General features: G+C 63.6%; 31 protein-coding genes. 20 read left to right on the plus strand and 11 right to left on the minus strand.

What is annotated here, in order from left to right:
- Positions 1-44 precede the first annotated feature (44 nt).
- Both DPM35_RS18520 and thpR read left to right on the plus strand, forming a co-directional pair.
- Positions 45-707 (plus strand): arylesterase, encoded by a 663-nt coding sequence (locus DPM35_RS18520; protein WP_112128721.1) that lies wholly within the window; start codon positions 45-47, stop codon positions 705-707.
- Between the two features lie 118 nt (positions 708-825).
- Positions 826-1,419, plus strand: coding sequence for an RNA 2',3'-cyclic phosphodiesterase (thpR, locus tag DPM35_RS18525; protein ID WP_095820315.1), 594 nt, complete (start codon positions 826-828; stop codon positions 1,417-1,419).
- On the opposite strand, the gene DPM35_RS18530 is transcribed toward thpR, so the two are convergent.
- Positions 1,326-1,841, minus strand: coding sequence for a low molecular weight protein-tyrosine-phosphatase (locus tag DPM35_RS18530; RefSeq protein WP_112129090.1), 516 nt, complete (start codon positions 1,839-1,841; stop codon positions 1,326-1,328). The two genes, thpR and DPM35_RS18530, sit on opposite strands and share 94 nt — an antisense overlap.
- Before the next feature lie 103 nt (positions 1,842-1,944).
- On the opposite strand from DPM35_RS18530, the gene DPM35_RS18535 reads away from it, so the two are divergent.
- The 3 genes from DPM35_RS18535 (at position 1,945) to DPM35_RS18545 (ending at position 3,681) form a co-directional block, all read left to right on the plus strand.
- Positions 1,945-2,238 (plus strand): 4a-hydroxytetrahydrobiopterin dehydratase, encoded by a 294-nt coding sequence (locus tag DPM35_RS18535; protein ID WP_112129091.1) that lies wholly within the window; start codon positions 1,945-1,947, stop codon positions 2,236-2,238.
- 218 nt (positions 2,239-2,456) lie between these two features.
- Positions 2,457-2,819, plus strand: coding sequence for a YkvA family protein (locus DPM35_RS18540; protein WP_112129092.1), 363 nt, complete (start codon positions 2,457-2,459; stop codon positions 2,817-2,819).
- Between the two features lie 355 nt (positions 2,820-3,174).
- Complete coding sequence (locus DPM35_RS18545) at positions 3,175-3,681, plus strand: invasion associated locus B family protein (RefSeq protein ID WP_112128722.1); 507 nt, start codon at positions 3,175-3,177, stop codon at positions 3,679-3,681.
- Positions 3,682-3,749: 68 nt separating this feature from the next.
- Here DPM35_RS18545 and DPM35_RS18550 read toward each other — a convergent pair whose 3' ends face one another.
- Positions 3,750-5,096: a chloride channel protein gene (locus tag DPM35_RS18550; protein ID WP_112128723.1), complete on the minus strand. Its 1,347-nt coding sequence runs from the start codon at positions 5,094-5,096 to the stop codon at positions 3,750-3,752.
- Positions 5,097-5,283: 187 nt separating this feature from the next.
- The gene (locus tag DPM35_RS18555) at positions 5,284-5,583 is read right to left on the minus strand and encodes a hypothetical protein (protein ID WP_112128724.1); all 300 of its coding nucleotides are present in this window, start codon (positions 5,581-5,583) and stop codon (positions 5,284-5,286) included.
- A 474-nt stretch (positions 5,584-6,057) separates the two neighbouring features.
- Between DPM35_RS18555 and rlmN the strand changes: the two genes are divergently transcribed.
- The 3 genes from rlmN to DPM35_RS18570 all read left to right on the plus strand — a co-directional run bounded on the left by rlmN (position 6,058) and on the right by DPM35_RS18570 (position 8,501).
- Positions 6,058-7,287: a dual-specificity RNA methyltransferase RlmN gene (rlmN, locus tag DPM35_RS18560; RefSeq protein WP_112128725.1), complete on the plus strand. Its 1,230-nt coding sequence runs from the start codon at positions 6,058-6,060 to the stop codon at positions 7,285-7,287.
- Entirely contained in the window at positions 7,284-7,751 is a 468-nt protein-coding gene (locus DPM35_RS18565; protein ID WP_112128726.1) for a hypothetical protein, read from the plus strand. Before rlmN ends, DPM35_RS18565 begins: the two co-directional genes overlap by 4 nt.
- A 78-nt stretch (positions 7,752-7,829) precedes the next feature.
- Positions 7,830-8,501: a GNAT family N-acetyltransferase gene (locus DPM35_RS18570; protein ID WP_112128727.1), complete on the plus strand. Its 672-nt coding sequence runs from the start codon at positions 7,830-7,832 to the stop codon at positions 8,499-8,501.
- Positions 8,502-8,608: 107 nt separating this feature from the next.
- On the opposite strand, the gene DPM35_RS18575 is transcribed toward DPM35_RS18570, so the two are convergent.
- A complete protein-coding gene (locus tag DPM35_RS18575; RefSeq protein ID WP_112128728.1) occupies positions 8,609-9,367 on the minus strand; it encodes an outer membrane protein in 759 nt (252 codons plus the stop codon).
- Positions 9,368-9,380: 13 nt separating this feature from the next.
- Positions 9,381-10,022, minus strand: a complete 642-nt coding sequence (locus DPM35_RS18580) for a LysE family translocator (protein WP_112128729.1) — start codon at positions 10,020-10,022, stop codon at positions 9,381-9,383.
- 178 nt (positions 10,023-10,200) lie between these two features.
- Here DPM35_RS18580 and DPM35_RS18585 point away from each other — a divergent pair, with 178 nt between their 5' ends.
- From DPM35_RS18585 to DPM35_RS32455, 3 genes are all read left to right on the plus strand, one after another.
- Positions 10,201-11,424, plus strand: a complete 1,224-nt coding sequence (locus DPM35_RS18585) for an argininosuccinate synthase (protein ID WP_112128730.1) — start codon at positions 10,201-10,203, stop codon at positions 11,422-11,424.
- 169 nt (positions 11,425-11,593) lie between these two features.
- Positions 11,594-12,061, plus strand: a complete 468-nt coding sequence (locus DPM35_RS18590) for a hypothetical protein (protein ID WP_112129093.1) — start codon at positions 11,594-11,596, stop codon at positions 12,059-12,061.
- Between the two features lie 34 nt (positions 12,062-12,095).
- Entirely contained in the window at positions 12,096-12,740 is a 645-nt protein-coding gene (locus DPM35_RS32455; RefSeq protein ID WP_181592065.1) for a hypothetical protein, read from the plus strand.
- A 207-nt stretch (positions 12,741-12,947) separates the two neighbouring features.
- Here DPM35_RS32455 and DPM35_RS18605 read toward each other — a convergent pair whose 3' ends face one another.
- Positions 12,948-13,745: a lytic murein transglycosylase gene (locus DPM35_RS18605; protein ID WP_112128732.1), complete on the minus strand. Its 798-nt coding sequence runs from the start codon at positions 13,743-13,745 to the stop codon at positions 12,948-12,950.
- Between the two features lie 470 nt (positions 13,746-14,215).
- Between DPM35_RS18605 and DPM35_RS18610 the strand changes: the two genes are divergently transcribed.
- Together DPM35_RS18610 and DPM35_RS18615 are read left to right on the plus strand one after the other, a co-directional pair.
- The gene (locus DPM35_RS18610) at positions 14,216-15,313 is read left to right on the plus strand and encodes a zinc-binding metallopeptidase family protein (RefSeq protein ID WP_112128733.1); all 1,098 of its coding nucleotides are present in this window, start codon (positions 14,216-14,218) and stop codon (positions 15,311-15,313) included.
- A 170-nt stretch (positions 15,314-15,483) separates the two neighbouring features.
- Positions 15,484-16,089, plus strand: a complete 606-nt coding sequence (locus tag DPM35_RS18615; protein WP_112128734.1) for a DUF1236 domain-containing protein — start codon at positions 15,484-15,486, stop codon at positions 16,087-16,089.
- Positions 16,090-16,155: 66 nt separating this feature from the next.
- Here DPM35_RS18615 and DPM35_RS18620 read toward each other — a convergent pair whose 3' ends face one another.
- A complete protein-coding gene (locus tag DPM35_RS18620) occupies positions 16,156-16,368 on the minus strand; it encodes a HigA family addiction module antitoxin (RefSeq protein ID WP_342633675.1) in 213 nt (70 codons plus the stop codon).
- Between the two features lie 299 nt (positions 16,369-16,667).
- On the opposite strand from DPM35_RS18620, the gene DPM35_RS18625 reads away from it, so the two are divergent.
- The 4 genes from DPM35_RS18625 to rpsP all read left to right on the plus strand — a co-directional run bounded on the left by DPM35_RS18625 (position 16,668) and on the right by rpsP (position 20,395).
- Positions 16,668-17,618, plus strand: a complete 951-nt coding sequence (locus DPM35_RS18625; RefSeq protein WP_112129094.1) for a CPBP family intramembrane glutamic endopeptidase — start codon at positions 16,668-16,670, stop codon at positions 17,616-17,618.
- 332 nt (positions 17,619-17,950) lie between these two features.
- A complete protein-coding gene (gene ffh / locus DPM35_RS18630) occupies positions 17,951-19,549 on the plus strand; it encodes a signal recognition particle protein (RefSeq protein ID WP_112128735.1) in 1,599 nt (532 codons plus the stop codon).
- Between the two features lie 7 nt (positions 19,550-19,556).
- Entirely contained in the window at positions 19,557-19,883 is a 327-nt protein-coding gene (locus DPM35_RS18635) for a chorismate mutase (protein WP_112128736.1), read from the plus strand.
- Between the two features lie 110 nt (positions 19,884-19,993).
- Positions 19,994-20,395: a 30S ribosomal protein S16 gene (gene rpsP, locus DPM35_RS18640; RefSeq protein ID WP_112128737.1), complete on the plus strand. Its 402-nt coding sequence runs from the start codon at positions 19,994-19,996 to the stop codon at positions 20,393-20,395.
- Positions 20,396-20,482: 87 nt separating this feature from the next.
- On the opposite strand, the gene DPM35_RS18645 is transcribed toward rpsP, so the two are convergent.
- The 4 genes from DPM35_RS18645 to DPM35_RS18660 form a co-directional block, all read right to left on the minus strand.
- The gene (locus DPM35_RS18645) at positions 20,483-20,746 is read right to left on the minus strand and encodes a YMGG-like glycine zipper-containing protein (protein WP_112128738.1); all 264 of its coding nucleotides are present in this window, start codon (positions 20,744-20,746) and stop codon (positions 20,483-20,485) included.
- A gap of 147 nt (positions 20,747-20,893) precedes the next feature.
- Positions 20,894-21,421, minus strand: a complete 528-nt coding sequence (locus DPM35_RS18650) for an SRPBCC family protein (RefSeq protein WP_112128739.1) — start codon at positions 21,419-21,421, stop codon at positions 20,894-20,896.
- A gap of 12 nt (positions 21,422-21,433) precedes the next feature.
- Entirely contained in the window at positions 21,434-21,844 is a 411-nt protein-coding gene (locus tag DPM35_RS18655) for a DoxX family protein (protein WP_112128740.1), read from the minus strand.
- A gap of 158 nt (positions 21,845-22,002) precedes the next feature.
- Positions 22,003-22,908 carry a bestrophin family protein gene (locus DPM35_RS18660; protein WP_112128741.1) on the minus strand — a complete coding sequence of 302 codons (906 nt, stop codon included), beginning with the start codon at positions 22,906-22,908 and terminating at the stop codon, positions 22,003-22,005.
- Positions 22,909-23,063: 155 nt separating this feature from the next.
- On the opposite strand from DPM35_RS18660, the gene DPM35_RS18665 reads away from it, so the two are divergent.
- The 3 genes from DPM35_RS18665 to DPM35_RS18675 all read left to right on the plus strand — a co-directional run bounded on the left by DPM35_RS18665 (position 23,064) and on the right by DPM35_RS18675 (position 24,347).
- Positions 23,064-23,468 carry an ACT domain-containing protein gene (locus tag DPM35_RS18665; protein ID WP_112128742.1) on the plus strand — a complete coding sequence of 135 codons (405 nt, stop codon included), beginning with the start codon at positions 23,064-23,066 and terminating at the stop codon, positions 23,466-23,468.
- Positions 23,469-23,667: 199 nt separating this feature from the next.
- On the plus strand, positions 23,668-23,937 hold the full coding sequence (locus DPM35_RS18670; RefSeq protein ID WP_112128743.1) for a type II toxin-antitoxin system prevent-host-death family antitoxin: 270 nt from the start codon (positions 23,668-23,670) through the stop codon (positions 23,935-23,937).
- Entirely contained in the window at positions 23,934-24,347 is a 414-nt protein-coding gene (locus DPM35_RS18675; protein ID WP_112128744.1) for a hypothetical protein, read from the plus strand. Before DPM35_RS18670 ends, DPM35_RS18675 begins: the two co-directional genes overlap by 4 nt.
- Positions 24,348-24,393: the final 46 nt, after the last annotated feature.

Raw genomic sequence — 24,393 nt, forward strand, 5'->3', positions numbered from 1 at the left:
GTGTCTCCTTCCTTGGGTTGTTCCGGTCATATGGGGCTCGCCGCATGGCATTCAAACATCGTTTTGCCGCAGCCCCCGTTGTTTTCGCAGCCCTCATCCTTTTCCTTGGCCTTTGCGGCGCCATTTCGTCGGCGCGCGCCGCCACCTTCACCATCGTCGGCTTCGGCGACAGCCTGATGGCGGGCTACAGTCTCGCCCCTGGCCAGGGTTTCACCGACAGGCTGCAGGCAGCCTTGAAAGCGAAGGGCCTTGACGTCACCGTCGCCAATGCGGGCGTGTCGGGCGACACCTCGAGCGGCGGGCTGGCGCGGCTCGACTGGTCGGTGCCGGACGGCACAAGGCTGGTTATCCTCGAGCTCGGCGCCAACGACATGCTGCGGGGCCTTTCACCCGACATCGCTGAGAAGAACCTCGACGCGATGCTTGGCAAGCTGAAGCAGCGCAAGATCCCGGTGCTGCTCGCCGGCATGCGCGCCGCGCCCAATCTCGGCGCCGACTACCAAAAGGCTTTCGACGCCATCTATCCGCGGCTCGCCCAAAAATACGGCGCTCCGCTCTATCCGTTCTTCCTTGACGGCGTCGCCGGCCACGCCGAACTGCAGCTGGAAGACGGCCTGCATCCCAATCCCAAGGGGGTCGACGTCATGGTCGAGCGCATCCTTCCCGTGGTCGAGAAGGCCATCGCCGCGAATGGCGGGGCGTCGTGAGACCGAAAAGTCACGCTTCCCGCTGGGGAAACTTTGTGGACAACAAACCGCTTGCCCCGCGCCTGCATCGATGATTCGCTAGGACCGAGAGTTTCGATTCGAGGACAGGAGGCTTCACATGCCACGTCTTTTCACCGCCCTCGAAATTCCGCGTGATGCCGCCCTCTCCTTGTCTCTGCTCCGGGGCGGGCTGCCCGGAGCGCGCTGGATCGATGTCGAAAACTATCATCTGACGCTGCGCTTCATCGGCGATGTCGAAGGCCATGTCGCCGACGAGATCGCCAACGCCCTCGACAGGGTTCACCGCCCCTCTTTCCAGATGACGCTCTCCGGCGTCGGCGCCTTCGGCGGCAAGAAACCGCATGCGGTATGGGCCGGCGTGTCCGCCTCGCCGGACCTGACGGCGCTGCAGGGGGAAATCGACCGCATCTGCCAGCGGCTCGGCCTGCCGGCCGACCCGCGCAAATTCTCGCCGCATGTGACGCTGGCGCGCCTGCGCAATGCGAGCCCGCTCGATGTCGCGCAATATCTTTCGGCGCGCGGCAATTTCGCAGCACTCCCCTTCCGCGTCGGCCGCTTCGTCCTGATGTCGTCGCGCGATTCGGTCGGCGGCGGCCCCTACATCGTCGAGGAAGCCTGGCCTCTGGTCGGCGAAACGCTCGCCTCGAGCCGCTTCGCCAGCGCCTCCGACGCCTCGCGGATCATGCGGTAGACCGAGGCGAAGGCCTCGGCGCCGTCATAATAGGGATCCGGCACGTCCGCGGACTTTCCCGTGGCGAAATCCAGATAGAGATGGACGCGGTCGCGCGCGGCCTGCGGCGCCAGCGCCTTGAGGTCGCGCACATTGGCCCGGTCCATGCCGAGGATCAGATCGAAGCGCGCAAAATCCTCCGGCAGCACCTTGCGCGCCCTTTGCCCCGAAATGTCGACGCCATGCCTTGCGGCAACCGCGATCGAGCGCCGGTCCGGCTCTTGGCCGGCATGCCAGCCACCGGTCCCGGCCGAATCGAGCAGCATATCGAGGCCCCGGCCACGCTCGGCCCAGACGGTGCGAAACACGCCCTCGGCCAGCGGCGAGCGGCAGATGTTGCCGAGGCAGACGAACAGAACCGAATTTATGGGCTTTATGCTCATGCGATATGCGCCGTTCGTGCATTTGGAAGCCCAAAACGCAAAGCAGCTTTGGGCGACTTGCATTATGGTGAGGGCCAAATTCGAGATAGCACGGGAAATCATCATGACGAGAGAAAAACTTAGCAAGGACGCGATCGCCGCCGCTCTGGCCGAGCTCGACGGCTGGTCGCTCGCCGCCGACGGCGCCTCGATCAAGCGCAGTTTCGTCTTCAAGAATTTCTCCGAGGCCTTCGCCTTCATGACCCGTGTGGCGCTGGCGGCCGAGAAGATGGATCATCATCCGGATTGGTCCAATGTCTACAAGACCGTCGACGTGACGCTGAACACCCATGACGCAGGCGGCGTGACGGCGCTCGACATCGAGCTGGCAAAGCGGATGAACCGGTATTTTCACTGATCGGAAGGATGCCTCGGCCAACCACCAGCCTGCGGCGATTGCCAATTGCACCCACCCACGGCATTCGGAATGCTGCAGCCCGTATCGCTGCCAAACGCCAGGTGATTGCGATTTCCTGGAACCAACCCCTGAACTCTTGTAGCAGCCCCCCGCTTTCACCACATTTTCCGCCGGCGGGCCGGCACGCAACCATGCGCCCGGCCGCCAAGGAGCGATTGATGACGCAAGATTCCGGTTTCGATTTCTTCGGCTTCGGCGACAAGCTCGCCGGCGAAGGCGAGGTCCGCGAGAAGTTCTGGCGCACCGCCAAGAAGGCGGCGCGGCAGATCCCGTTCATGGACGAAGTGGTCGCCGCCTATTACTGCGCCATGGACAAGGACACGCCGCTGCGCGCCAAGGCCACCCTGCTCGGCGCGCTCGGCTATTTCGTCCTGCCGTTCGATTTCATTCCCGATTTCGTCGTCGGCCTCGGCTATACCGACGACCTCGCCGTGCTGACCGCGGCGATCGCCGCCGTCAGCGCCCATATCACGCCTGCCCACCGGCAGGCCGCCCGGGACGCGCTGGCTGACCGGAGCTGATCCCGCCCGCTTCACGACCGAAAATCAGCGCGAGCGAAAGACAAACTCTTGCCGTTTTCGTGGCATCCAACTCCGCCCGGGACGTCGCGTCGGCCGCTTTCAACGGCGGTGGCGTGAATGCATGTCGCCCCAAAAGTGCGTAGCGGTTTTGGGATAACGACATGCATAAGAAAAGAGACCCAAAGCACATCGCTCGAACCCTTCGGCGTGATGTGCCCTGGGTGGGCGGTTTCCTGGGGTGAGTTCCTTTTCTCGAGGACGATTCACCGTTTGGTAACCCTGATTAAATCAAAATGAAGCGACGGCAGGACGCCATGCGGCCCGCCTCCGCACCATTTGGAATACGGGAAGAACGATGCGCGGATTGATTGCTACAATTTCCAGCCTGGTCCTGGCGGCCGCCTTCGCGGCGCCGGCGCTGGCGCAGCAGGCGACCAAGATCGGCCAGCACAACGCCTGGGGCACCTACAGCTATCAGTCGCAGGCCGGCAAGGTCTGCTATGTGCTGACCGTGCCGACCGACAAGCAGCCGCCGTCGCTCGACCATGGCGACATGTTCTTCTTCGTCAGCCAACGTCCGGGGCAGCAGGTCTCCTACGAGCCGCAGTTCATCGCCGGCTACAATTTCCAGGAAGGCTCCAAGGCCACCGTCACCATCGACAAGAAGACCTTCTCGATGTTCACCCGCGGCAAGTCCGCCTGGGTCGAGAACGCCGCCGAAGAGCCGGTGCTGATCGCCGCCATGAAGACCGGCACCGACATGAAGGTGCAGGCCAAGTCGGGCCGCGGCAACCCAACCTCCTATGTCTTCTCGCTGAAGGGCATCTCGGCCGCGCTCGCCTCGATCGCCAAGTGCAAATAAGCAGGAACGGCATTCGAACCTGACGCAAGGCCGGGCATCAAGTCCGGCCTTTTGTTTGAAAATGGCGCTCAGCCCTGCGCGGGAACCTCCGCCCTGCGCCGCCGGATCGCCTCGGCGATGAAGACACGCGACAGCGCATGGTAGAGCGGTTCGTTGGAGATGAGCCGTGCCGTCCCGTAGCCCAGCATCGCCGCGCACATCAGCGCGATGACATTGTCGTGGTTGCCGGTCATTTCGAGGATGATGACGAAGGCTGTCATCGGCGCCTGCACGACGCCGGCGAAATAGCCGGCCATGCCGAGCAGCGCCGCGGTTCCCGTGGCCGTGCCGAAGACCAGGCCGAGCGTGCTGCCAAGGCCGGCGCCCACCGCCAGCGACGGTGCGAACAGGCCGCCCGGAATGCCCGACACCATCGACAGCAGGCCGGCCGCGAATTTCTCGACGAAGAAGAAGGCCGGCAGCGGCGTGCCTTCGATCGCGCCGCGCGCCTGCGCATAGCCGGTGCCGAAGGTCAGCCCGCCGGACGCGACGCCAATCATCGCCACGGCCAGCCCGCAGCCGGCCGCCACGACCAGCGCACGCGGCAACGGCTGCAGCGCGTTCCAGCGCCGGATGCGGCGCATGACCTTCAGCGCCAGGAGCGAGAACAGCGCGCCGACGCCGCCGCCGATGATGCCGCAGGCGAGCACCAGCGGCCACTCCGTGGCGAAGGCGACCGTGTCCTTGGCGACGCCGAAATAGGTGTAGTTGCCAAGCAGCCCCAGCGAGGCGAGGCCGGCCAGGATCACCGCCGTCAACACCAGCCCGTTGGTGCGCGCCTCATAGGCGCGGCCCATCTCCTCGATGGCGAAGACGATGCCGGCGAGCGGCGTGTTGAAGGCGGCGGCGATGCCGGCGGCGGAGCCGGCCAGGATCAGGCCGCGCGCCTGCGCCATGCCGCCCCACCGCGCCGCCTGCAGCATCAGCGAGGCGCCGACCTGCACCGTCGGGCCTTCGCGGCCGATGGAGGCGCCGCAGGCGAGGCCGACGACGGTGAGCGCGATCTTGCCCACCACCAGCCTGAGCGACAGGATGCGGCTGCGATCGTCCTCATCGCGCAGATGCCGCGCCGCGATCGCCTGCGGAATGCCGCTGCCTTGCGACCCCGGGAAGAAGGAATGCGCCAGCCAGGCGCAGAGCACGAACCCAAGCGGCGTCATGACCAGGGGCAGATAGAAACGCCAGCCGTCCTCGGTCCCCGTCATGACATGGAACAGGGCTTGCGCCCGGTCGGCGAGCAGGGCGAACAGGACGCTGATCAGGCCGATCGAAATGGCGCCGGCCCAGAAGACCAGGCGCGGCTGCCAGACGCGCCGCGACACCCACATGGCGTGGGAACGCCGCAGCATCCGGTATTTTCGGGATATGCCGGCCATGACGAGCCTCTTGGTGGTAGGCCCGGCCTAGCACAATGACGGAGCCGATCAACCCGCGAGGACGAGCCTGACGCTATGCCGGCAACGTCCAGGAACGGCGCTCAAGCAGATGTGATCGGGGAGGTTTGATCGGATAACCCGCCAGCGTACCGGCCGGCGGGGAGGTCGGCAAGCGGGATGGGCGATGTCACATCGCCATTTTTTCACATTCGGCCTGGGCCTTCTTGGTCGAGGTATCGATCATGTAGGCCTTGCCCTTGGCGTCGGTGATCATCATCATGCAATGCTTGATCGGCTTGGCCATCTTCATCATTTCGGCGCTCATCTTGGCGTCCGGCATCATGGTGCCCATGTGACCGTCCGGCATGATCGCGGTCACCTGGCCGCCCTTCATCATCGTCATGGCGCCCATCGTGTCCTCGGCAAAGGCCTGCGAGGCCAAAAGACCGGCGAGGCCGGCAATGAGTGCGAACTTGATCGAGTGCATCTGAACAACTCCCATTGTTGAGGGGCATGGTCGCCCCTTTCAGGTTCGCGGATGCGTTTCGATTGGTTACGCCAACACGAATATGTGATCGGGTTTCACGACGGCAGCCGGCCGCATCGCGCCCCGGGGACAGGCGCGGGTTCCTCCTTTTCCCCTTGTGGGGTGAGAAGCGGTCCGCGCAGCGGACGAAAAGCCAATTGCTTGGCTTTTCGAGCTTCGAACGCCCTGAGCCTGCGAAGGGCCGGGTGGTGGATCGGCGCGCAGCGCCGAGACCGATGAGGGGTGTTCCAGCGGAGTGAGACGCCGGCATGCCCTGGAACACCCCTCATCCGACCTCGCTTCGCGAGGCCACCTTCCCCCACAAGGGGCAAGGAAAGGCCAGCGCATGACTCCGCCATCAACCTGTGCTATGCGCCGCGCTTCCTGTCCGGCCGATGCTGAAATCGGCCGCAAATCGCTTATATTGGCGCCACCATGACCGTTTCGCTTGATCTTACCGCCGAAGGCGCCCGCGATGCCTTGCGCGCCCGCTCCACCGAGAAGCCGTCGCTGATCGGCCTGACCCGCGCCGAGCTCGGCGAGGCCCTTGTCGGCGCCGGCATCGTGCCCGAGCGCCAGGCAAAAATGCGCGCCCAGCAGCTCTGGCACTGGATGTATGTGCGCGGCGTCTCCGACTTCGCGCATATGTTCAACATCTCCAAGGACCTGCGCGCCGCGCTCGACAAACATTTCACCGTCGCCCGGCCGGAGATCGTCGAGGAGCAGATTTCTTCCGACGGCACGCGCAAGTGGCTGTTCCGCTTTCCGCCGCGCGGCGCCGGCCGCCCGGTCGAGATCGAGACCGTCTACATCCCCGAGGAAGGGCGCGGCACGCTCTGCATCTCCTCGCAGGTCGGCTGCACGCTGACCTGCTCCTTCTGCCACACCGGCACGCAGAAGCTGGTGCGCAACCTCACGACGGAAGAAATCCTTGCGCAGCTGCTCACCGCGCGCGACCGGCTCGGCGACTTCCCCGACCGCGACACGCCGGACGGCGCCATCGTTCCGGCCGAGGGCCGCAAGGTGTCCAACATCGTCATGATGGGCATGGGCGAGCCGCTCTACAATTTCGAGGCAGTGAAGAAGGCGCTGCTGATCGCTTCCGACGGCGACGGCCTGTCCCTGTCGAAGCGACGCATCACACTGTCGACCTCCGGTGTCGTGCCGGAAATCGCCCGCACCGGCGAGGAGATCGGCGTCATGCTGGCGATCTCGCTGCATGCCACCAATGACGATTTGCGCGACCTTCTCGTGCCGATCAACAAGAAGTTCCCGCTGAAGGAGTTGATCGCCGCCTGCAAGGCCTATCCCGGCCTCTCCAACGCCAAGCGCATCACCTTCGAATATGTGATGCTGAAGGACGTCAACGATTCCCTCGACGACGCCAAGGCGCTGGTGAAGCTCTTGAAGGGCATTCCCGCCAAGATCAACCTGATCCCGTTCAACCCCTGGCCCGGCACCAACTACCAGTGCTCGGACTGGGAGACGATCGAGAAGTTTGCCGACTACATAAACAATGCCGGCTACGCCTCGCCGATCCGCACCCCGCGCGGCCGCGACATCCTCGCCGCATGCGGCCAGCTGAAGTCGGAATCGGAGCGCATGCGGAAAGTGGACCGGCTCGCGCTCGAAGCCATGATGATCGCGGGGCACGGCGAGGCTTGAGGCGTATCATCGCCTATCTCGTCCGCTTCGCCGTCATCCTGGCCGGCTATATTGTCGGCTCGTTGGCGGCGAGCGCTTTCCTCAACGCGCTTTTCCTCGGCCATTTCGGCTATGCGCTGGAGCCAGGCCACCCGACGATCGCGCCGGCGCTCTATTTCTCGGTGCCGTTCGTGGCGCTGTTCGTCGCCTATTTCGCCTTCATGCCGGCGGCGGTCGTCATTTTGATCGCCGAGGTGCTCGGCCGGCGCGACTGGCTGTTTTACGCGCTCGGCGGCGCGGTCGTCGCCGTCGTCTTCCTCGGCTTCGCGCACAGGATCGGCGATAGCGACTTCGATGTCACCGACAACAGCGTGAAGCTGGCGCTGATCGGCTCCGGCATGGTCGGCGGCATCTTCTACTGGCTCTTCGCCGGCCGCTGGGCCGGAAGCTGGCGCCGCGATCCGTTGCCGGATCCTGAACCCTGAGCTTTTGGGACCGGACTTGCCTGATTTGATGTAGACTCCGCCTTGACCGGCGCTGCGTGCTCTCGCATCAGTGTATCCATGCCTAAAATGCCGCAACCGGGCGCCAAGCCCCTCGTCACCCCACTTGCAGCACAGGGACTGAGGCCTGTCTTCGTCGACCGGTGGAGCGACAAAATCCGTATCCGCACGCTCAGGCCGGCCGACGTGACAACCGAGATCGCGGCCTGGCTTACCGATCCCGCTGTGATGGAAGGATTGAACGCGCCGCAAAAGGCGATGGGCCTCGATGCCTTCCGGACTTATGTCGCAAGCTTCGACAATCTGAAGCGCAATCTCATGACGATCCTCGGCCTGCCGCACGGCCAGCCGCTCGGCCTGGCCGTTATGGAAGTCGACCTCAGGCACCGGCTCGGCTCTTTGCATCTGATCGTCGGCGATCCGGAGAACAGGGGTAAGAATGTGGCCTTCGAGGCATCGGCCGTGCTTCTTCGGCATTTCTTTCGCGAAAGGAAACTCGAGAAGGTGACCTTCCAGCCCTTGGCCCGGAACAAAGCCGCGATCGCCGTATGCGAACGCTCCGGGCTGCGCCTCGAAGGTACGCTGCGAGCGCATCGCATAGATGGTCGCACCGGCGAGCGCCTCGACCAGATGCTTTATGCGCTGACCTTGGAGGAATATGACGAACGCATTCGTGCGTTGGAGGCGGCCGGTCTGGTCCGCCCGTTCTCCGGCCCGGGTGTTCCGGCCTGAAGGCTATTAGGGCAATTCCAGGAAAAGTGTGAGCGGTTTTCCGTCCGGAATTGCGTAAAAACAAAGGGATAGAGCGGTTCGCCGTTTCCGTGAAACGGTGAAGCGCTCTAGAACCGGTACGCTAGACCGAACTTGACCGTGTCGAGGGATGGTCGAAAGCTCGCGCCGGCCGTGCCACCAGGTCCTGGTTCGATCTTTGCGAAGGCATAGTGGAGATATTCGCCTTTCAGCGACCAGTTTCGTGCGAATGCATATTCTGCACCCAGGCCGATCACGCCCCCCGCCTTCACCCCGGAAAAGTCTGAGGTCGAAGTGACAGGCGGAAAGAAGGGACGGTTATAGGAAGTCGCCTGGAAATGCCCGGCGGCCACGCCGCCCGTGACATAGGCAAGGAGCTGATCGGTCGGCGTATAACCGGCCCTCAGCCTCGCTGTCGCGACCCAGTCGACATCGTAGGTGTAAGTTTCGCCCTTGCCAAGAAAGTCGAGCTGGCCGAATTCCGTGTCGTGCATGCCGATGAAATCGAAATCGCCGACGACGCCATAGACGAACTTTCCGCTCTGCCAATCATGCCCGGCATAGATGCCGCCGAGATATCCGTCCTTGTGATAGGTGTCGTCGAAATTGGTCGCATCGGCGCCGAAGTGGACCGAGGAACCGGCATAGCCGCCTTCGATACCGATATAGGATCCTGACCAGTTGTAGGACGCGTCCTGGGCATGAGCCCCGCCAACCAGCCCGAACGCCGCGGCTGACGCCAACAATATGGTTTTCATGCAATCCCCCGAATCCTCCAGCGTTCTTAACGCAGGCCGATTTGCGGTCGCAATATCAAAAGAGATGCGCCGCGCGGGCCGCGCGAACATTCTGAAGAAGGGCTTACTTCGCCTGCGCGGTCAGGATCTTGAGCGCGAAGGCCGAGAACACGCCGCCGAACAGATAATCGACCACGCGGGTGACGCGCGGGCTGGCCTTCATCGCCGCCGAGAACTTTTCCGCCGCCAGCACCATCGGCGCCGTCACCGGGATCGACAACGCGATGAACATCATGCCGAGGAAGAACAGCTTTCCGGACGCGTTCGGATCATGCGCGGAGACGAATTGCGGCAGGAAGGTCATGAAGAACAGGATGATCTTGGGGTTGAGCAGGTTGACGCCGAGCCCGGCCGCCCAGCTGCGGAACAAGGAGACCTGCGGTCCCGTCCTCTTCTCCGGCGAGAACGCCGAGCCCTTGGCGATCGCCTGCCAGGCCAGGAACACCAGATAGCCTGCGCCGAAGATCTTGAGCACGAAGAAGGCCATCGGCGAAGCCACGATCAGCGCCGAGATGCCGACCACCACCAGCGTCGTGTGGATCAGCGTGCCGGTGAGCGCGCCGGCCATCGAGGCGAAGCCGGTGGCACGGCCCTGGCTCAGCGTGCGCGAGACGAACAGCGTCATGTCCGGTCCCGGCGTGATCGCCAGGATGATTGTGGCAATGGCGAACTGGATGAGCGTCGAAATGTCGGGGATGAAGGACATGGCTTGCCTCGGATGGATCGCGCAGCCCTATAATGCGGCGCTTTCCGCGGCGCCAGCGTCTGTCCTGGCAAACATCTGGCCCAGCCTGTGCCGTAGCATGTCGCACCTTCGTCTCTTGCGCCGCCCGGAAACGGCGTGATACTCGCCCCCGAACCTTTTTCCCGCGGAACCGCCAGAAATGTCCAAGATCAAGAACGTCAAGAAAGTCGTGCTCGCCTATTCCGGCGGCCTCGACACCTCCATCATCCTGAAATGGCTGCAGACCGAGCTCGGCGCCGAAGTCGTCACCTTCACCGCCGATCTCGGCCAGGGCGGCGAGCTGGAGCCGGCGCGCCGCAAGGCCGAGATGATGGGCATCAAGGACATCCGCATCGTCGATGTGCGCGAGGAATTCGTTGCCGATTTCGTCTTCCCGATGTTCCGCGCCAACGCCGTCTATGAAGGCACCTATCTGCTCGGCACCTCGATCGCCCGGCCGCTGATCTCCAAGCACCTTGTCGAGATCGCCAGGGAAACCGGCGCCGACGCGATCGCGCATGGCGCCACCGGCAAGGGCAACGACCAGGTCCGCTTCGAATTGTCCGCCTATGCGCTGAACCCCGACATCAAGGTCATTGCCCCCTGGCGCGACTGGTCGTTCAAGTCGCGCACCGATCTTTTGAACTTCGCCGAGCAGCACCAGATCCCGGTGCCGAAGGACAAGCGCGGCGACGCGCCCTTCTCGGTCGACGCCAACCTCCTGCACTCCTCCTCCGAGGGCAAGGTGCTGGAGGATCCGTGGAGCGAGCCGCCGGAATTCGTGCATCAGCGCACCGTCTCGCCGATGGATGCGCCCGATGTGGTCACCGAGATCGAGATCGAGTTCCTGAAGGGCGATCCGGTCGCGCTCAACGGCAAGAAGCTCTCGCCGGCCACCATGCTGGCGGCGCTGAACGACCTCGGCCGCGACAACGGCATCGGCCGCCTCGACCTCGTCGAGAACCGTTTCGTCGGCATGAAATCGCGCGGCGTCTACGAGACCCCCGGTGGCACCATCCTGATTGCCGCTCATCGGGCGATCGAATCGATCACGCTCGACCGGGGCGCCGCGCATCTCAAGGACGAGTTCATGCCGCGCTATGCCGAGCTCATCTACAACGGCTTCTGGTTCTCGCCCGAGCGCGTCATGCTGCAGGCCATGATCGACAAGAGCCAGGAAGACGTCGAAGGCACGGTGCGGCTGAAGCTCTACAAGGGCAATGTCATCGTCACCGGCCGCAAGTCGAAGAAGACGCTCTATTCCGACGCGCTCGTCACCTTCGAGGACGACCGCGGTGCCTACGACCAGAAAGACGCCGAAGGTTTTATCCGGCTGAACGGACTTCGGCTGCGGACGCTGGCGGCGAGAAACCGCAAGGGCTGACATCCAGCCCGCGGAAACTCGCCCCATTTGAGATCGGCAAGCCCGGCGAATTCGCCGGGCCTTTATTATTGGGTCTCTAATATAAGAAAATATACCCCGTACAGCTATATTCCCATTGATGTTTTGTCGACTTCATCTACGTTCCGTCGTGGGACATAGGGGGTTGACGATGAAAAATGCCATCTTTCTGTTACTTTCGGCTGCAGTCGTCTTTGGCGGATGCCAGTCATCGCAACCCGCGGCGGCGGCAGCGTCCAAGTTTCGTACCTGTCACGGCTTTGACGGAGCCTTTCAGATTCCCGCTTCCCAGAATTGTCCATTGAGCGGCTATGCGCATGCCGATCAACCGACAAAAATGGACACTCAACGCAGTGCAAAGCCGGCCTCGGCGCCGCAGTCGTCCAAGTTCCGCACCTGCAACGGGTTTGACGGCGCGTTTCAGATTCCCCTTTCCCAGCAATGCCCGCTAAGCGGCTACGCGCATGCTGACCAGCCGACGCAAATGGACACCAGGCGCAGCTCGAAACCGGCCTCGGCGCCGCGGTCGTCCAAGTACCGCAACTGCACCGGTATTGATGGCACCTTCCAGGTTCCCATTTCCCAGAAATGCCCGTTGAGCGGCTACGCCCACTATTGAGGGTGACTGGACCAGAACTGGTCGGCCCGAGTGATTGGGTTTTGAAGGCCAGCTTCAGAAATACGGCGTTTTGTCCTTAAAGATTGCAGGGGGCTTAAACTTGAAGAATGGAATTCTCTTGCTGTTGGCTGCAACGGCATTTGCCATCAGTTGTCAGGCAGCGTCGGCCCTTACAAAGCAGGCTGACTCCGAAATGTCCAAATGCATAGCGTCGGCCCGCGTTTGGGACATCACGTTCAAGCACGAGCTCGCCTCTTTCATGGGCGTATCGCTCGACCGCGTGCCGGCAATCTTTTGCCAGCGCATTTTCGAAGGCGTGCGCACCGGGCGCATCAGCTTCTCGGATGTAAACGCCATTCAGCTCAGCCAGCCGACTGAGATCTGGATGGTCATCAAGGGCAAGCCAAAGGCGGCCGCGGCCGCACAGGCCTCCGCGCCACGGAACCCCAAATTCCGTACCTGCAACGGAATTAGCGGCAGCTTCCAGATTCCTGCTTCCCAGAAATGCCCGTTGAGCGGGTACGCAAAGTTGGACCAACCGTCCAAAATCGAGATGCAAGGTAAGTCAAAGGCGGCCACCCCAGCGCCGCGGAACCCCAAATTCCGTACCTGCTCAAATGTTTTCAGCGGCACCTTCGAGGTTCCCGCTTCCCGGAAATGCCCCTTGGGTGGCGGCTAATTTCGAGCTGCCCCAATTCGAGCTGCCGGAGGAGTCCCGCCGGTGGTCGAAGGCAGGCCAAGGGCGGCTCCGCAAACGCCGCGGAAACTTCCGTATCTGCAACGGTTTGATGGCAGCTTCCAGGTTCCGAGCGACTGAGCTTGACTTGGTCCGTGAACAAAAAAGCCCGGCACTGGCCGGGCTTTTCGTTGAAATGGAGATGGTCCATCAGTCCGCGTCAATCGCCTCGGCGATGCGGGCGATGGCCTGCTGGTAGACGCTGGCCGAGTTCCAGCCGGCGATCGCGCCCATATTGGCCTCGTAGCTCGCGCCGGGCTGCCAGCCATGGGCCTTGAGGAAGTTGGCGGTCGACGCCAGCGCCGTGTTGCGGTCGCGCAAATTGCCGCTGCCCACGCCGTATTTCAGCACGTTTCCAGGCAGGAACTGGGTGTGGCCGATCTCGCCATGCATGGCGCCGACGGAGGAGGCGCTGAGCGCGCCGCGATCGACAAGCTTCAGCGCGGCGATGGCATGCGGCCTGAAATAGTCCGGGCGGCGGCAGTCATAGGCCAGCGTCACGATCGCCGAAACCGTGTTCTGGTTCCCCATCGAGGCGCCGAAACCGGTTTCCATGCCCCAGATGGCGAGCAGCACGCCCGGCGGCACGCCATAGGTGCGCTCGATATTGGCGAACATCGCCGCGTTTGCTTTCTTCAGCGCGCGGCCTCGAGAGATGATCGCGGATGCGCCGCGCCGCTGCATGAAGCTCTCGACCGAGCCGCTGAACGCCTTGTGGATCGCCCGGTCGGCGGCGATCGTCCTGGTGGCGTAGGTGGCACCCGCCAGCGCGGACAGGCCCCTCTGACCGACACCCTCGGCTCTGGCCTCGCCGGCAAAATCCTGTTTCCAGGCGTCAAAGCCTGCGCCGTTCTTGCCACAGCTCGGAGCCGCCTCGGCGCCCGCCGCCAGCGCCAGCGTCGCCACCAACGCCGCCGCGAAAATCCTTCCTTTGGCAAAAAATGCCATCTCGTTCTCCTGAATTGCCTGAATCACGTCCCGGTTGCGAATTTGCCAGCGAAACGCCCGGTTGTCACCGCCCTCGCCGGAGACGTGACACCCGACACTGGCGAAAGAAGGGCAATTTGCCTACGATCGGGCATCAGGTGTGGCGGGCTTGCCTCATGAAGGATGTTGATGTCGCGATCGTTGGCACCGGTTCCGCGGGACGCGCCGCGGCAAGGTGCTTCGAGCCACCGCACATTCCTCCCGAGGCGTGGATCGCATCGGCCGCCGCGGCCGGACCAGCGATCGCCATTTCCTTTCGACATAGGCTGGGCGCGGCCGACCGCAATCCTGTGGGCGCGCCAGCCTCTCGGGCGAAAGCGTGGCCAGACAGATCATTGCCCAGCTTTCGCCGAAGTAGCACTGGAACGCGGGACGCCGGCGGGCGTTAGGGGGCGAACCCACATCCACGCATGGGTCCCACGGGTTGATTGATGAAACTGTTCGACTGCCCCAATTGCGGCCATCGCCTCTATTTCGAGAACGCCCAGTGTCTGAACTGTTCCAGCCTGGTGCTCTACGACCCGGAGCAGGCGAACTTCGTGCTCAGCGGCAAGGGCGGCGCCCTTCCATGCGGCAACGCCGATGAATGCGCGTGCAACTGGCGGGCCGAGAACGGCCGGACGTTCTGCCGCGCCTGCGCTCTCAATCAGGTCATTCCCGACCTTTCCATCGACGGCAACCGCCGGCGCTGGATACGGGTCGAGGCGGCGAAGAAGCGTGCCGTCTACTCCCTGCTCGCCCTCGGCCTTCCGGTTACGCCCAAGGCCGATGCGGGCGACGAGATCGGTCTGGCCTTCGACTTCCTCGCCGACCCGATCGGCGCAGGTCCAGGCGGGGAACGCATCCTGACCGGCCATGACAACGGATTGATCACGCTCAACGTCGCCGAGGCCGATTCCGCCGAGCGCGAGCGCCGACGCGTCGAGATGGGTGAAAACTACCGCACCTTGCTCGGCCATTTCCGCCATGAGCTCGGCCACTATTATTGGGACCGGCTGATCCGTGACGATCCCGCATATCTTTCGGCTTTCCGCGCGCTCTTCGGCGACGAGCGGACCGACTACGAGCAGGCCTTGCAGGCCTACTACGCCAACGGCGCGCCCCCGGACTGGCAGCGGCGCCACATCTCTGCCTACGCCACGTCCCATCCCTGGGAGGATTGGGCCGAAACCTTCGCGCACCATCTCCACATCACCGACACGCTCGAGATGGTGCACGCGCTGAATCTTCCGCTCGGCCGCCTGGAGACCGTCGGCGACGGCGACCTGCCGCGCACCGATACCGGCGGTCATTTGCAGCCGGCGCCAACCGATCCCGATCCGGTGCCGGAACCGTTCGGGAGAATCCTCGCTCGTTGGCTGGTGCTTTCGGAGGCCTCCAATTCGATCAACCGCTGCATGGGGCTGCCGGACCTCTACCCCTTCGTGATTTCCGAGGTGACGGCGCGAAAACTGGCCTTCGTGAACGACCTTCTGACCGGCGCGTCGACAAAGCCTGGAACAATTCGTGAGCCAGCAGGGGCACTTTAGCCGGAACGCATAGGCATCTGTTTCGTTTCCGAGCCCTAGGGCATGATCCCCAAAAAGTGGGAACCGGTTTTTCGGAAAAGATCATGCTCCAACAAAGGAGCTGGATCAGGATGACGTCTCTTTGAAACGTCATCCTGATCCAGGGAGCGTTGAAAACGGAGTGAAAAACCATGAAACGCGTGTTGTTTCCGGCGCTTGCCGGTGCGCTGCTCACTATTTCGGGCGCCGCTTTCGCCGACACCCCCGTCCGGGCGGTGGCCGACCTGAATGTGCGGGCCGGTCCCGGTCCGCAATATCCGGTCATCGGCGTGCTGGCGGCCGGCCAGTCGGCCACGCTTAACGGCTGCATCGAAGGCAGCAAATGGTGCACGATCGCTGAAGCCGGCGGCAAAGGCTGGGTCTATTCCGACTATGTGACGGCCGAATTCGGGGGCAGCCGCGTCGTCGTCACCCGCCGCCCGGCCGATGCCGGCATTGCCGTCGTGGCCCCGCCGACCGATGATGTCTACACCACGGACACCTACACCGGCGCCATCGTCTCCAACGATGACGCCATCGAATCGATCGGCAGACCGCCAGCCGAAGTCGGCACCTATGTCACCACGCACCGGGTCGATCCGGTCTATCTCGAAGGCGAAGTGGTGACCGGCGCCACGCTGCCCGACACGGTCGAGCTGCGCGAAATCCCGGATTACCGGTATCGCTACGTCTATGTGAACAACCAGCCGGCGCTGGTCGATCCCGGCACGAGGCGCATTGTCTATGTGATGCGCTGAGCGGGCTTGATGCCATGAAAAGAGCGGCCGCCGGCGATGGCGGCCGCTTGTTTGTGTGCGGGCGGCTCAGGCCGCCTGCATCTGTTCGATAGAGTCGATCTCGGCCTTCTTTGCCTCGCCTTCCACCACAAGGTCGTAGCTCGCCTGCATGTTCATCCAAAACCGCGGCGTCGTGCCAAAGAACTTGGCCAGGCGGAGTGCCGTGTCCGGCGTTACCGGCGTGGCTTCGCCCACCAGGCGCTCAAAGCGCGTGCGGGGAACATGCAGCTTCTTGGCCAACGTTGTATGGTTTCAGTCCAAGAGGGACCAGATATTCCTCACGAAGGATTTCGCCCGGGTGAATTGGCAAGAAGATGTTGGCAGCCATCTTCATTTCCCTTCTGGTTGCGGGCACATGCCATGACTTCGATAGACGTCCAGCTCGTCTCCAACCGTGACTGCGGGTCACGTCGTTCGATAGCGTCTTTCAAGCTTCTTTGCACTCGAAGCGACCCAATTGAGCTGCCATTCCCGCCGAGTAATCGCGCGGTAACCGGCGATCTCCTAGATTGCATGTCGAAAGCCGGCAGGGGAGCCGCGTGACGATCGAAAATGCCGCCTTCGAGGGCTATCGCCGCTCGCCGAACGAAAAGACCACTTTGCTGCGCCTGTCCTTCGGGTCGGCGATCGTCATCGCCTTCTGGATGGCGATGACGGCCCTCGTGCTGTTTGCCGGCACTTATGTCTACATCGTCTGGCACCTGCCCGGTCCATCGACTGGGCAGTACATGCAGGATTTCCTGGCCTCGCCGGTCGGAATCCTGAGCGCCCTGACCTCCTTTGCCGGCATCTGGACCGGCCTGTGGGTGGCGATGCGCTTCGTTCACGGCGAGCCGCTATCTGCGCTGTTCGGCGCCAGCCGCCGCATCGCCCGCGGCGATTTCCTCAAGGGCCTGATCGCTGTCCTGATCACCTCGCTGTTTTCCGAGGTGCTGCTCTATTGGATGCAGCCCGAGATCGCGCGCGGACCGATCGCTTTTTCGTCCTGGCTGCTCTTCCTCATCCCGATCGTGCTGCTCGCTTTCCTCCAGACCTCGTCGGAAGAAATGCTGTTTCGCGGCTACCTGCTGCGCGGGCTTGCCTATCGCTTCAAAAGCCCGTGGATATGGGCGCTGCTGCCGGGCCTGCTCTTCACCTCGCTGCACTGGAACTCGGCCTCGACGCTTGCGATCAATGCCTGCGTGCTGGTGTCGATCGGCGCCTTCGCCCTGCTGCTCACCCTGCTGGTCCATGTCACCGGCAATCTCGGCGCCGGTTTCGGCGCCCATCTCGGCAACAACCTGACCGGCTTCCTGCTGATCTCGCACCAGGAAGGCTATAACGGCTTTGCCTTGCTCAACGCCAAGCCGCTCGAAGGCCCCGGCTGGACGAACTGGGACGCCGTGCTCATCGCCGCCATCGGCATCGTCAGCACGCTTTTGACCATGCTTTTGCTTTTGCACCGGCGCTCGCCGCTGCGGGTGGGCACGAGTAGGCAAAGCCCACGGTGAAAGGCGTTTTGGTTCGGATTTTGAGCTTGTCTCTTTGATGCATGTCGTTGCCGCAAAACCGCTGCGCACTTTTGCGCGACATGCATTAGCCTTGACTCCGCGGCCGTTTTCCTGTCTAGAGCCGCTGAATTTCCGCGACGAGTTTTCTTTCGCGAAAGCCGACCAGGACGCCGAAGCCTCTTCGAGGCAAGTGCTGTAAAGAGATCCTGGAGGCCAACACCCGGCAGCGCGATGCGCCCCCGGGTGCTTTTTGGCTTTGCGCTTTTGCTTGGCGATCCGGCGCGAACGCACTACCTCTCGGTTCGACCCCGAACCGAGATCAAGGACCGCAGATGTTTGAATCCCTCCAGGAGCGTCTTGGCTCCATCCTGAACGGCCTGACCGGTCGCGGCGCGTTGTCCGAGGCGGATGTCTCGGCGGCGCTGCGCGAGGTGCGCCGTGCGCTGCTCGAGGCCGACGTCGCGTTGGAAGTGGTGCGCTCCTTCACCGACAAGGTGCGCGAGAAGGCGGTCGGCGCCGCGGTGCTGAAGTCGATCAAGCCCGGGCAGATGGTCGTCAAGATCGTCCATGACGAGCTGGTCGACATGCTGGGCGCCGAGGGCGTCGCCATCGACCTCAATGCGCCGGCGCCCGTCGTCGTCATGATGGTCGGCCTGCAGGGCTCCGGCAAGACCACGACCTCGGCCAAGATCGCCAAGCGGCTGACCGAGCGCCAGAACAAGAAGGTCCTGATGGCCTCGCTCGACACGCGGCGGCCCGCAGCACAAGAGCAGCTGCGCCAGCTCGGTGAGCAGACCAAAGTCGCGACGCTGCCGATCATCGCCGGCCAGAGCCCGGTCGACATCGCCAGGCGCGCCGTGCAGGCGGCCAAGCTTGGCGGCCATGACGTCGTCATCCTCGACACCGCCGGCCGCACCCATATCGACGAGCCGCTGATGGTCGAGATGGCCGACATCAAGAAGGTGTCGAACCCGCACGAGATCCTGCTGGTCGCGGACTCGCTGACAGGCCAGGACGCCGTCAACCTGGCGAAGAGCTTCGACGAACGCGTCGGCATCACCGGCCTCGTGCTCACCCGCATGGACGGCGACGGCCGCGGCGGCGCCGCGCTCTCGATGCGTGCCGTCACCGGCAAGCCGATCAAGCTTATCGGCACCGGCGAGAAGATGGACGGGCTGGAGGAATTCCACCCCAAGCGCATCGCCGACCGCATCCTCGGCATGGGCGACATCGTTTCGCTCGTCGAGAAGGCCGCCGAGACCATCGACGCCGAGCAGGCGGCGGCGATGGCCAAGAAGATGCAGTCGGGCAAGTTCGACCTGAACGACCTTGCCGCGCAGCTTCAGCAGATGTCGAAGATGGGCGGCATGGGCGGCATCATGGGCATGATGCCCGGCATGGGCAAGATGAAGGACCAGCTCGCCGCCGCCGGCTTCGACGACAAGATGTTCGGTCGCCAGCTCGCCATCATCTCCTCGATGACCAAGGCCGAGCGCGCCAACCCCGATATCCTCAAGCACTCGCGCAAGAAGCGCATCGCCGCCGGCTCCGGCACCGACGCGGCCGAGATCAACAAGCTGCTCAAGATGCATCGCGGCATGGCCGACATGATGAAGGCCATGGGCGGCAAGGGCAAAGGCGGCGGCCTGATGCGCGGCATGATGGGCGGCCTTGCCTCGAAGATGGGCCTTGGCGGCATGATGCCCGGCGGTATTGGCGGGATGCCGGACCTTTCCAAGATGGATCCCAAGCAGCTCGAAGCCTTGCAGAAACAGGCGCAGGCCGCCGGCCTCGGCAAGGGCCTGCCGGGCGGATTGCCCGGTGGACTTCCCGGTGGCGGCGGGCTGCCGGGCCTGCCCGGCGGCATGAAGCTTCCGGGTCTCCCCGGCCTGGGCGGTGGCGGCCTGCCCGGCCTTGGCAAGAAGAAGTGAGGGAGCGATGAACGAGGAGAAAGACATGGCCGATGCACGCGCCATTCTTGCTGGCTACCGCGCTTCGATCGACAACATCGACGCCGCCCTCATCCATATGCTGGCCGAGCGCTTCCGCTGCACCAAGGCGGTCGGCGTGCTGAAGGCCGAGCATGGCCTGCCGCCCGCCGATCCGGCGCGCGAGCAGCAGCAGATCGCCCGCCTTCGCCAGCTGGCGAAGGAAGCGCATCTCGACCCCGATTTCGCGGAGAAGTTCCTGAACTTCGTCGTCCGCGAGGTCATCCGCCACCACGAACAGATCGCCGCCAACAACGGCGTGACGAAAACCGGCTAACCGGTGCATGCCGCCCAAAAGTGCTTAGCGGTTTTGGGATAACGGCATGCACGAACAATAAAGACAGCCGCAACCACATCAAACGAAATCAGAGCTTTTAGGAGATAAGAATGGCACTGAAAATCAGACTGGCCCGTGCGGGTTCGAAGAAGCGTCCTTACTACCACGTCGTCGTTGCCGACGCCCGTTCGCCGCGCGACGGCCGTTTCATTGAGTCGCTGGGCTCGTGGAACCCGCTGCTGCCGAAGGACGGCGAGCGCGTCAAGGTCGACGCCGACCGCGTCAAGCACTGGCTGTCGCACGGCGCTCAGCCGACCGACCGCGTGCTGCGCTTCCTCGACGAGGCCGGCATCGCCAAGCGCGAAGCCCGTTCGAACCCGAACAAGGCCCTGCCCGGCAAGAAGGCGCAGGAACGCGCCGCGCTGCTGAAGAAGGCCCAGGAAGACGCCGCTGCTGCTGCTGCCGCGGCGACCGCCGCTCCGGCCGAGGCCGAAGCCGCCAGCGCCGAGTAATCATGGCGCCGTTTCCCTGAAACGGTGAAACGCTCTACGAGAACGGCGGGCATATGCCCGCCGTTTTTCTTTGCCGGCTTTGCAGCCTCAATAGCCCGACGGGCAGCGCGCCACATAGACGCGACCGTAACGGTCTCGATAACGGCACTGGCCGGCCTCGCTGGCATGGCCGATCAACGCACCGGCGACCGCGCCGACCGCGCCGCCGACCACCGCGCCCTGCACCGGGTTGTTGGCAACGGCTGCGCCGACCGCCGCGCCGCCCAGGCCGCCGATCGCCGCGCCCTTTTCCGTCTGCGAGCAGGCGCCCAGGGCCATCGTCAGCACCAGAATGGTAATTGCTTTCTTCATTGCTGTTCCTCTCTCAAGCGCCGTCCTCGCCGCCATGGCCTAAACTCATGAACAGCTAAATTGATCCCGGCGATGGTGAAGATTGGCCGGCTACGTGCCGGCCGCATCTACGGAACCAAGTACCAAGCTGTTGAAATCTTGTGGCTTTCACCGCTCGGCAAGACGTCTCAGATTGTCGAGCCCGGCCTCGAAATCCTTGCCGATGAGGTTGTCGAAATCCATGAACAAGCCCATCAGCTTGGCGATGAGGGGCCTCGCGCCGCGCATGGCCCAGGTGACCGTCGTGGCGTCGCCGGACGGCGAGAGCGAGAAGTCGACAATGTTGTTGGCCCGGAACGGCTTTTCGAAGTCTAGCTTGAGCGACACCTGCGAGAACGGTACCGAAGCGGTGATCTCCATGCGGCCCTTTCCGGCCTTGGAATTGCCTTCCCAGGCATAGGCGGCGCCAATGCCGCTGTCGGTGCCGGACAGCGTGCGCCGCATCGCAGGGTCGAGCTTTTCGAAGGGCGACCATTCCGGCCAGCGCCGGAAATCGTTGATCAGCGGAAAGATCGCCTCGGCCGGCGCCTTGATGCTGGCCGAGCGGCTGACGACGAAATCGTTCGGCCGCGTCGCGGCATAGATCAGCACGGCGGCGATGATGACGACGAAGATGATGAGAATGGTGGTGAGCACTATCGTCTCCTCCTATCGGCTGAACGGGATCAGCGCGCGCACCCTCGGGTCGCGCAGATAAAGCCCGCCCCACAGGATGACGCCGAGATAGACGCCGAACAGCGTATGCGAGAACAGAGGGTTGCCGATCCGCACATGCGTCGAAATCGCGCCGCCCATATAGGCGGTGAGCAGGATGGCGCCGAGCACCGAGGTGCGCGGCAAGGCATAGAGCGCGGTCGAGATCAGCCCGATGACGCCGATCAGGCGCGCAGTGTTGGCGTCGCCCGGCCAGCCGAGCTGCGCCATCGTCTGGGTGACGATATCCAACGGCGGCAGCTTGATGGCGCCGTCGAAGATCATGAACAGGACGACGACGGCGCTGAGCGCGCGCCCGGTCCACAAGGCGCCGTTCGAGACAGGCACGGCTTCGGAAATGCTCATGGATGCTCCCTCCTTATGGTTCGATCCCTCTGCTGAGGTCGAGCCAAGGACGCGCCGTGGGGCCGCGATCCTACAGGGTCCGGATTCTTTTCGGCGCGGGCGCAGCTGTCTTTCGTCATCCTCGTGCTTGACCCAAGGATGACGAAGTTGCCTGCGCTTCACGAAAAATAGAACTTGTCGGCCGCGATCATCTTCGGCGGCGTCTCGTCCAGCGCCTCGAACACGGAGATCTCGCAGACACGGCAGAGGCCGTCGAGCGCCAGGTCGTTGGCCTCGATGCCGAACGGATCTTCGAGCTCTTCCGACAGCGCGTCGAGGCCGAAGAAGGTGTAGGCGATCAGCGCCGTGAACAGCGGTGTCGCCCAGCCCGTGGTCGAGACCAGCCCGAACGGCAGAAGCAGGCAGACGACATAGGCCGTGCGGTGCAGCAGAAGCGTATAGGCGAAAGGCAGGGGCGTGCCGGCGATGCGCTCGCAGCCGGCCTGGATGGCGGCGATCGCGGCTAGCCTTTCGTCGAGGATGCGGAAACCGATCGGATCGAGCGCGCCGGCTTCGCGCCGCGCATTGGCGCGCCGGCCCATGCGGCGGACCATGTCGTCCGCCGGGTTGGTGCGGGCGGCGGCCTTGTCGACCTCGTCGCCGATGAAGGCGCGCGCGTCCTTGATGCTGTCGATCCGTCGCAATTGCCCGCGCAGCAGATGGCAGAAGGCCAGCGCCTCCATCAACAGCGCGTGCTGCTCGGCGCGGTCAGCAATCAGGCTGGTGGTGGCGCGCGCCAGGTTGCGGATCTCGAAAACCAGCGCGCCCCAGAGCTTGCGCGCCTCCCACCAGCGGTCGTAGGCAGCGTTGTTGCGGAACGACAGATAGATCGACAGAGTCACGCCGACGAGACCGAAAGGCGCGATGCTGAAGGCGCTGAGATCGAGCTGGAAGTGCCGCGCCAGGATCAGGATGACCGCCGAATAGATGGCGAAGCCAAGAATCTGCGGCAGGATGCGCGGCACCACCGAGCCGCGCATGATGAAGAACAGCTGCAGGAATGTCGGGCGCGGGCGGACGATCATCGGGTGAACCTTTACGAGCCGTTATGTCTCTACGGCGATAACGAACGCGCGGCTCAACCGCCAGCGACATCGCCGTGTCGTCCAGGCGCCGGACCGTTGACGTTTCGACCGGGACTGTCGAGAACGTCGCAGGGGCAAGGCGAAGGGAAGGAAACATGAGCGGCGAGACGGACCTGCAAAAGCTGCTGGCATCGATGACGCCGCGGCTTCACCCGGAAGTCCATGTCTTCGCGACCTTGCCTCCAGGCACGCTCTTGCCGGAAGGCGTGGAGCCGGCCATGCGCTTCATCGAGCGCGAAGGCACGACGCTGATCGTGACCGAGGACCGGGCGAAGGCCGCCGGCCTTGTCGGAACATTCCGCAGCCGGATGATCACGCTCGACATCCACTCCTCGCTGGAAGCCGTCGGCTTCCTCGCCACCATCACCACGCGGCTCGCGGCCGCCGGCATGGGCGTCAACCCCGTCTCGGCCTTCTATCACGACCATCTGTTCGTGCCGGCGGAGCGAGCGGAGGAGGCCATGGCGATATTGCGGCAGTTGGCGGAGAGCGGTGCCTGAGCCACGAGAAGATCGAAGAGCCGGCGCTACCCGTCCACCCTGCTACCTCCCACTGCGGAAAGGTCTCATGCCCGGCGACTGGCTTGATCTATCCTGGACGGCGATCCTGAAGCCCAGCCCGTGGGCGCATTTTCATCGCTTTTGCGCAAATGCTGCCAATGCTGTATATTGCAGCAATCAGCAGGAATTGGAGGTCGCTATGCCCCGCTCAGGTGGTTCCTATTCGACGAGCGAGCTTTCCCGGAAGTCCGGCGACATTATCGCCGAGGCCCTGCGCCGTCCTGTGACGATTACCCAGCGCAACAAACCGCGTCTGGTGCTTCTCAACATCGAGGATTACGCGCGGCTGGTGCGCCAGTCGGATAGCCGCTCTGCCGGTACGATCGAGACCATGTCTGACAGCCTCTTCGCCGATTTCGAGAGCGCCGTTGAAGCCTATGCGCAGGAGGATGAAACGGGGCGGACATGAGCTACGACGACATCCGCACGGCAACGGTCATCCGTTACCCTTACCTCTGGGCGCGCGAAGCCCGCGCCGGCGAGACGGAGGGTCGCAAGGAACGACCCGTCGCCGTCGGCGTGCGGGTTGTACGAGCGGATGGCGATCTTGTCCTGTTCTTCCCGCTCACCACCAAGGAGCCGGAGAAAGCTCGGTTCGCGGTGGAGATCCCCGCCATCGAGAGGCGCCGCGCCGGGCTCGACGCCGACCGGCGGTTGTGGATCATCCTCGACGAGTTCAACTCCGATCTCGTCGGCAAGTCCTTCTATCTCGAACCCGAGCCGCCGATCGGACGCTTCAGCAAAGCCTTCTTCCTGCCGCTGCTGCGGGAGTTCATCGTCAGACGCAAGGCCTTCATCGAAGTCATCCGCTTCCGATAGCCTCGGCACAGCCGCGTACTCTGTGAGCGAGAACAACCGGCCGAAG

This window comes from Mesorhizobium atlanticum, assembly GCF_003289965.1.
GTDB lineage: Bacteria > Pseudomonadota > Alphaproteobacteria > Rhizobiales > Rhizobiaceae > Mesorhizobium > Mesorhizobium atlanticum.